Consider the following 860-nt stretch of genomic DNA (forward strand, 5'->3'; position numbering starts at 1 on the left):
CAGCATTCAAAAATCAGATCGAGAAAATAGAAAATAAGCTCATTCAACTGATCGAAAGCTGTCCTGAATATCAGGCTGAAGGAAAACCGAAAAAAGTAGCCATCATTGCCTGTGTCAGGAAGATGGTTTTTATCCTCAATGCGATGCTCCGTGATGGCGTCAGGTGGTCAGAAAAAACAGCATGAAATTAACTATTGACGCCATAGTCGTTTGTTATGCGTGATTTTTGACGTACTTTGTCATTGCTGTCTCTGAGACTGATAGACCATCGATTCTATATTGATCTTTGAACTCTCCGACAACACTGAACCCTGTTTTAAGATAGAGGTTCTTTGCTGGAATATTTTCCGATAATACACAAAGATCGAGCCAGTCAATTTCTGATTTTTCTTCGCAGAAGTTTATGACTGCATCAATCAACCTTTGACCAAGGCCTTGCTTGCGACAAGTGGCATCTACGCCCATGCCAAGTAAAACTCTGTGAGAACGGTTTTCATCACCATGGTGGCGAAGATCAATGTGACCTTTAATACTTCCAGAAGTATCTTTTACAACCCAAAGCTTCCTCCAACCAGTATCTCCAAACGGATGAGTAAATCCTTGGATAAATTTTTCTTTTGTTGGTTCTGGAACTTCTTTTTGCTCTCTAGACATTGGTTGGAAAAGAGGAATTTCTCCATTGCCATTTTCAGATAGCTGGTTTTCAAGATAAACAAAGAATGATTCTAAATCCGATTGTTCAGCTTCTACTACTTCCATCTATTACTGTACTCCATTAATTACGCATAACGAATGACATGGACTCCCCCTCATCAGGCTCTGCCACACTAGGTAAGTCTGACTACGAAATTACCGGAGGC

The 860-nt window shown here is 40.3% G+C and carries 1 protein-coding gene and 1 pseudogene; one reads left to right on the forward strand and one right to left on the reverse strand.

Annotated features, from left to right (window positions below):
- Nucleotides 1-185, forward strand: a pseudogene (locus Q4579_RS22920) (hypothetical protein); the annotation flags it as partial.
- 28 nt (nt 186-213) lie between these two features.
- Here the strand turns inward: Q4579_RS22920 and Q4579_RS22925 are convergent.
- Nucleotides 214-759 (reverse strand): GNAT family N-acetyltransferase, encoded by a 546-nt coding sequence (locus Q4579_RS22925; protein WP_303567272.1) that lies wholly within the window; start codon nt 757-759, stop codon nt 214-216.
- Nucleotides 760-860 lie beyond the last annotated feature (101 nt).

The organism is Photobacterium sp. 1_MG-2023 (assembly GCF_030547945.1).
Taxonomy (GTDB): domain Bacteria; phylum Pseudomonadota; class Gammaproteobacteria; order Enterobacterales; family Vibrionaceae; genus Photobacterium.